Annotated in this window: 7 protein-coding genes and 1 other RNA gene; 4 read left to right on the plus strand and 4 right to left on the minus strand. The window is 59.1% G+C overall.

What is annotated here, in order from left to right; all coding sequences use genetic code 11:
* Both ssrA and smpB read right to left on the minus strand, forming a co-directional pair.
* Positions 1-376, minus strand: a transfer-messenger RNA (tmRNA) gene (gene ssrA, locus RIFP1SYM_RS17170).
* A 501-nt stretch (positions 377-877) separates the two neighbouring features.
* On the minus strand, positions 878-1,363 hold the full coding sequence (gene smpB, locus RIFP1SYM_RS15210; RefSeq protein ID WP_005966434.1) for an SsrA-binding protein SmpB: 486 nt from the start codon (positions 1,361-1,363) through the stop codon (positions 878-880).
* 112 nt (positions 1,364-1,475) lie between these two features.
* Between smpB and RIFP1SYM_RS15215 the strand changes: the two genes are divergently transcribed.
* From RIFP1SYM_RS15215 to RIFP1SYM_RS15225, 3 genes are read left to right on the plus strand one after another with little or no spacing between them, the layout of a single operon-like run.
* On the plus strand, positions 1,476-2,882 hold the full coding sequence (locus tag RIFP1SYM_RS15215; protein ID WP_039960708.1) for a sodium-dependent transporter: 1,407 nt from the start codon (positions 1,476-1,478) through the stop codon (positions 2,880-2,882).
* Between the two features lie 2 nt (positions 2,883-2,884).
* Complete coding sequence (locus tag RIFP1SYM_RS15220) at positions 2,885-3,319, plus strand: type II toxin-antitoxin system RatA family toxin (protein ID WP_005966436.1); 435 nt, start codon at positions 2,885-2,887, stop codon at positions 3,317-3,319.
* On the plus strand, positions 3,300-3,620 hold the full coding sequence (locus tag RIFP1SYM_RS15225; RefSeq protein WP_005966437.1) for an RnfH family protein: 321 nt from the start codon (positions 3,300-3,302) through the stop codon (positions 3,618-3,620). The genes RIFP1SYM_RS15220 and RIFP1SYM_RS15225 overlap by 20 nt, the downstream gene beginning before the upstream one ends.
* Positions 3,621-3,645: 25 nt before the next feature.
* Here the strand turns inward: RIFP1SYM_RS15225 and RIFP1SYM_RS15230 are convergent, their stop codons facing one another.
* A complete protein-coding gene (locus tag RIFP1SYM_RS15230; protein ID WP_081417784.1) occupies positions 3,646-4,107 on the minus strand; it encodes an outer membrane protein assembly factor BamE in 462 nt (153 codons plus the stop codon).
* A 78-nt stretch (positions 4,108-4,185) separates the two neighbouring features.
* On the opposite strand from RIFP1SYM_RS15230, the gene fur reads away from it, so the two are divergent.
* Positions 4,186-4,614, plus strand: coding sequence for a ferric iron uptake transcriptional regulator (fur, locus tag RIFP1SYM_RS15235; protein ID WP_005966441.1), 429 nt, complete (start codon positions 4,186-4,188; stop codon positions 4,612-4,614).
* 31 nt (positions 4,615-4,645) lie between these two features.
* On the opposite strand, the gene RIFP1SYM_RS15240 is transcribed toward fur, so the two are convergent.
* Positions 4,646-5,785: DNA repair protein RecN (locus RIFP1SYM_RS15240; protein ID WP_039960709.1), on the minus strand; the 1,140-nt coding region annotated here is incomplete at its 5' end.

Here is a 5,785-nt window from a genome sequence, read left to right on the forward strand (position 1 = left end):
TGGTGGAGGCGGCGGGAATCGAACCCGCGTCCGCAAGCCCTCTGCCATCGGCTCTACATGCTTAGTCGTGTCGATTATATTTAACTGCAAACCGCCCGACCGACAGGGCATGTAATACAGCGATTCCGTTAGGTTTTAGCGCATCCGGCCCGGACTTCCTTCAGCGCGATCTTATGAGATATGACACCTGAGTGTCCCGAAGGACTCTGGACGCATAAGCACGGCTCCAGTCAGATGGCTTCTACCGGTTATTAAGCGGCGAGAGCGTAGTTGTCGTCGTTGGCAACTATAGTGGTACAGCTGGATTTACGAGGTATGCTGTTCCTCGGCATGCACCTCAGGTTTCGCAACCCACGTCGAAAGCCGTGTCGCCCCCGAAAGGTGTTATCTAATATGACCCCGAATCAGTCCACAAGTTCAGTGTGGGCGTTTGGTTGCGTCAAGAGTGATAAATAACATCGCAGCGATCGCAACCAGTAGAAAAATAGAAAGAAAAGTCTCCATCAAAGCTCCTGTACCTTTTCAATCAAGCTTTTGATGCGGCGATCGAGCAGGTGGATTTCGATGACGGTAGTCATTATAGCAAGGACGACCGTGCTAAGCATTTGCCAATTTGCATTTTGAAAGTGGTTGAACAGGCTGATGGTTGTCGCCGCGCCGAGCCAGAGTTTGAGGTAGGCGAGGCGCTCTTTGGGTTCATCCAGTTCAGACGTTAAAGGAGCCTCTGAAGTAAGTCATGAACGCGTATCTTGCGTCCAGAATGCCCAGCTTTTTCGTTGCAAATCTTCGCAATAGCCGGCTATTACGTGCGATTTTCGCCTCAAATCTGAATATTCTAAATCAGAATCCACTTCGTCCAGACTTATTCAGGGGCTCCTTAACCCTTCTTAAACAGCCGCTCTTTGTCGCGTTTCCAATCACGGTCCTTGATGTCGGCGCGTTTGTCGTGCTGTTTTTTGCCCTTGCCAAGGCCGACCTCCAGTTTGGCGCGGCCACGTTTCCAGTACATGGCGGTGGGTACCAGGGTAAAGCCCTTGCGCTCGACCAGGCCGATCAGCTTGTTCAGTTCGGTCCGGTGCAGCAGTAGTTTGCGGTTGCGGGTCGGGTTGGGCTGGATGTGGGTGGAGGCGGTTGGCAGCGGGCTGATGTTGGCGCCAAACAGGTACGCCTCGCCTTTGTTGATGATGACATAGGCCTCGGTCAGGTTGATACGTCCGGCGCGCAGGCTCTTCACCTCCCACCCCTCCAGCGCGACGCCCGCCTCGTAGCGCTCTTCGATGAAGTAGTCGTGCTTCGCTTTTTTGTTCAGCGCAATGGTGGAGCCGCCGTTCCCGGACGACTTTTTCTTTGATTTCTTGGCCATCAGCGCATTCTAAGCGAGGAGGGGAGAGGGAGCCAGCCCGCCTTGTGATGGGCGTGTGATTCACGGAGAATAGCCGCTTTTAATATAGAGATTGAGCAAACAGGTTCCGCTGATGACGGAAGCAAAATCGATTCACGGGCAGTGGTCGTCCCGCCTGATCTTCATTCTTGCCGCGACCGGTTCAGCCGTCGGCTTGGGTAACATCTGGAAGTTTCCCTACATCACCGGCGAGAACGGCGGCGGTGCCTTCGTGCTGGTCTATCTGCTCTGCATCGCGGTGGTGGGCATCCCGATCATGATGTCGGAGGTGATGCTTGGGCGGCGCGGCCGGCAGAGCCCGATCAACACCATGACCCGGCTGGCACGGGCGGAGGGTGCGCATCCCGCCTGGTCGCTGATCGGTTGGGGTGGTGTGCTGGCTGGTTTCTTCATCCTCTCCTACTATAGCGTGATCGCCGGTTGGGCCATCGCCTATGTGTTTCGCGCCGCTGGCGGCGTGTTTTCCGGGATCGATGCCGCGGGCGTGAAGCAGGTGTTTGGTGATCTGGTGGAGGATCCGGAACGGCTGATCGCCTGGCATACCCTGTTCATGCTGATGTCGATGGTGGTGGTGGCACGCGGGGTGCGCGCCGGCCTGGAGAAGGCGGTGACCTGGCTGATGCCGGCGCTGTTTGTGCTGTTAATCGTGATGGTCGGTTATGCGATGAACACCGGCTCCTTTGCAGAGGGGCTGAAGTTCCTCTTTGAGCCCGATTTCGACAAGCTGCTCTACGCATGTGAGATGGTGGACGGGGCGCAGCAGTGCGAGATCAGTGGCGCCCCGATCCTGGTGGCGCTGGGACACGCCTTCTTTACCCTCAGCCTCGGTATGGGCGCGATCATGGTCTACGGCTCCTATATGCCGAAGCAGTCCTCCATTGCCGGCTCGGCGATATTGATTGCGCTTCTCGATACCCTGGTGGCATTGGTGGCGGGGATGGCGATATTCCCCATCGTCTTCGCCAACGGCCTGGAGCCGGGCGCCGGCCCAGGGTTGATCTTCCAGACCCTGCCGATCGCCTTCGGCTCGATGCCGGGCGGGCAGCTGTTCGGCACGCTCTTCTTTGTGCTACTGGTGTTTGCCGCCTGGTCGTCGGCGATCTCCCTGATCGAACCGGCGGTAGCCTGGTTGGTGGAGAATCGGGGCATGACGCGGGTGCGCGCGGCGAGTTGGATCGGTCTGATCACCTGGCTGCTCGGGCTCGGCAGCATTTTCTCCTTCAACCTCTGGTCGGGCGAGCGCTATAAGCTGTTCGGCAAGAGCTTCTTCGATCTGCTCGACTATCTGGCGGCAAATATCATGCTGCCGTTGGGTGGTCTGCTGATCGCGATCTTCGCCGGCTGGTTTATGTCGCGGGAGTCGAGCCAGCATGAGTTCGCCATGGCACAGCCGTTCTACAGCCTCTGGCGGGGCACGATCCGTTTCCTGACGCCACTGGCGGTGGTGATGGTCTTCCTTAACGCGGTTGGGGTGCTCTGATCATGCCGGTGGTATCCAAGAGCGCGCTGGTGCACCATTCGGCAGCGGAGATGTACCAGTTGGTATGCGATTTCGAGGCCTATCCCGAGTTTCTGCCCTGGTGCAGCGACAGCCGCCTGATCTCGCGCACGGATGACCAGATCTGTGGCGAGCTGGAGGTGTCGCGGATCGGCATCCGACAGCGTTTCTCTACCTGCAACCAGTTGGTGGAGAATGAGCGCATGGATATTCTGTTGCGTGATGGTCCGTTCCGTAAATTAGAGGGGGGATGGCGTTTTACGCCGCTGCAGGAGAACGCCAGCAAGGTCGAGCTGGTGCTCGATTTTGAGTTCTCCAGCAGGCTGATCGATAAGGCCTTCGGGCGGGTGTTCAGCCAGATCGCCAATACCCTGGTCGATTCTTTCTGTAAACGAGCGGATGAGGTCTATCGTGGCTGAAGAGACGATGCGGGTGGAAGTGGCCTATGCGGAACTGCGTGAACAATTGATTCTGGAGCTGGAGTGTCCTGTGGATACCACAGCTGCGCAGGCGGTTGAGCTGTCGGGGATACGGGAGCGTTTCCCCGGCATCGACCTGAAAAAAAACAAGCTGGGGGTGTTTGGCAAGATGGTGAAGGCCGATGCCAAGCTGAATCCAGGAGACCGGGTGGAGATCTACCGGCCGTTGATCGCCGATCCAAAAGAGGCGCGCAAGAAGCGCGCGGCGGAGGGCAAGGCGATGAAGAACCGCACCCGCTGATCCATGCCGGGGGCTGGGGAGGAGATTACTCCTCCTCCAGTTCCACTCCTACCTGATCCAGCAAGGCCTCAAAGATGCCGCCCTCGTCCTCGTAGTCGGGTACAGATACCACTTGCTCCTTCTCATCTTTAAGCCGCTGCAGGTTCTCTGCAGGGGCGATGTCGCCGCTGTAATGGAGCAGCTTATCGCGTCGGAAGAAGACGCTGAAACGCTTCTGATCCACCGGCTTGTTGCGCTTTTTTAGGGCGTAGTAGTAGTCCCAACGATCCGGGTGAAAGACATCGATGAGTATTGGTGTGCCGAGCAGAAAACGCACCTGGCGCTTGCTCATGCCCGGTTTCAGTTCCGCCACCATCTCCGGTGTCACCAGGTTGCCCTGCTGGATATCCGGGATATGGACGAGGGAGAAATCCTCCCAGGTGCTGGAGCAGCCCGTCACTCCGCCCAGCAGGGCCAAGAGCAGAGAAGAGATGAGAAACTTACTCATTAACAGTACAATCCGCTGAAATTCGGCGGAATCATACCCCATCATCCGCTCAAACACACAACTTGGTTTGGAGGTCCGGTGGACAACCAGGAAATCAGAAAGGCTGGCCTGAAGGTCACCCTACCCAGGGTCAAGATCCTGGAGCTCATGGAGAGCAGTGCGCAGCGCCACGTCAGCGCTGAAGATGTCTACAAGATGTTGCTGGAGAATGGTGAGGAGATCGGTCTGGCAACGGTCTATCGGGTGCTCACCCAGTTTGAATCGGCCGGCCTGGTGACGCGCCATAACTTCGAGGGCGGGCATGCGGTCTTTGAGCTTGATCGGGGTGGCCACCATGACCACATTGTCTGTATTACCTGCGGGCGGGTGGCGGAGTTTATGGACGCTACCATCGAGGCGCGACAGAAGGAGATCGCTGCGGAGCACGGCTTTGAAATGGCCGACCATGCCTTGATCATCTACGGCCGCTGCATGGACAAAAACTGTGCGCGGCGCAGAAAAGATTAATCTCGCCGCCGCGAAGAGGGCGGGGTAACCTTCACTCTGCCGCGCCGATTACGATGCCCGTCTCAGCCTCTGAGGCCTGACGCACCATCTCCTCGGCATGCGCCAAGGTCTGCGGCGTGATCTCCACCCCACCCAGCATGCGCGCGATCTCCTGGATGCGCTGGTTCAGATTGAGGGGGGTGATGTCGGTGCGGGTGCTCTTGCGGTCGCTCTGCTTGCGCACCTGCAGGTGCTGATTGGCCTGGGAGGCCACCTGTGGCAGGTGGGTTACGCAGAGTATCTGGAGTGAGCTGCCGAGCCGCCGCAGCATCTGCCCGACGATCTCCGCCACCCCGCCGCCGATGCCCACATCCACCTCGTCAAACACTAGAGTGGGGGTCTCGGTACAGCTGCTGGTGGCGACCTGGATCGCCAGGCTGATGCGCGACAGCTCACCGCCGGAGGCGACTTTGTTGAGCGGCGCCAGTGGCATGCCGGGATTCGCCGAGACCATGAACTCGACCCGCTCCAGGCCAGAGGCGCCGGCATCGTCGGCCTCCAGTGGTGCCAGCTCCACATCGAAGCGGCCGCCGGTCATGCCCAGCTGGCGCATCGCCTGGCTGATCTCAGCGGCCAGCCTCTTGCCGGATTGACGGCGCTTTTTGCTGAGCCGGTAGGCAGCCTCGAAATAGCGCTCGCGCTGCTCCCGCACCTGCTGCTCGAGCTGCTCCAGTGCCTCTCCGGCGTTTTCGGTCGTCTGCAGCTCCTGCTGGATGCTTTGCTGGCGCTCTACCAGCGCCTCCGGGCGCACCCGGTATTTGCGCGCCGTATCGTGGATTGCGCCGAGCCGCTGCTCGACCTGCTGCAGGCTATCTGGATCGAGATCGAGATCGTCCAAATAACCGCGCAGGGCGGTGACCCCCTCATCCACCTGGATCAGCGCGCTGGCGATGGTCTCGGCAGCGTCGATCAGATTGGCATCCAGCCCCGACAGTTCGGCGAGCTCATCGGCAAAGCGGGCTAGCTGGCTGCGCACCGAGGGCTCTGTCTCGTCCAGTTGGGTGAGAATAGTGCCGCAGCTATTGCGCAGCCGCTCCAGGTTGGCCAGGCGGTTGTGATCCTGCTGCAGCAGTTCGAGTTCGTCGTTGGAGAGTGCCAGCGCCTCCAGCTCGGCGCTCTGAAAGCGCAACAG

This window comes from endosymbiont of Riftia pachyptila (vent Ph05) (assembly GCF_000224455.1).
Lineage (GTDB): Bacteria > Pseudomonadota > Gammaproteobacteria > Chromatiales > Chromatiaceae > Endoriftia > Endoriftia persephonae.

Coding starts and splice junctions, on each gene's coding strand:
- RIFP1SYM_RS15215 (WP_039960708.1), top strand. CDS start 1,476: ATGACGGAAGCAAAATCGATTCACGGGCAGTGGTCGTCCCGCCTGATC.
- RIFP1SYM_RS15220 (WP_005966436.1), top strand. CDS start 2,885: ATGCCGGTGGTATCCAAGAGCGCGCTGGTGCACCATTCGGCAGCGGAG.
- RIFP1SYM_RS15230 (WP_081417784.1), bottom strand. CDS start 4,107: ATGAGTAAGTTTCTCATCTCTTCTCTGCTCTTGGCCCTGCTGGGCGGA.
- RIFP1SYM_RS15225 (WP_005966437.1), top strand. CDS start 3,300: ATGAGGTCTATCGTGGCTGAAGAGACGATGCGGGTGGAAGTGGCCTAT.
- smpB (WP_005966434.1), bottom strand. CDS start 1,363: ATGGCCAAGAAATCAAAGAAAAAGTCGTCCGGGAACGGCGGCTCCACC.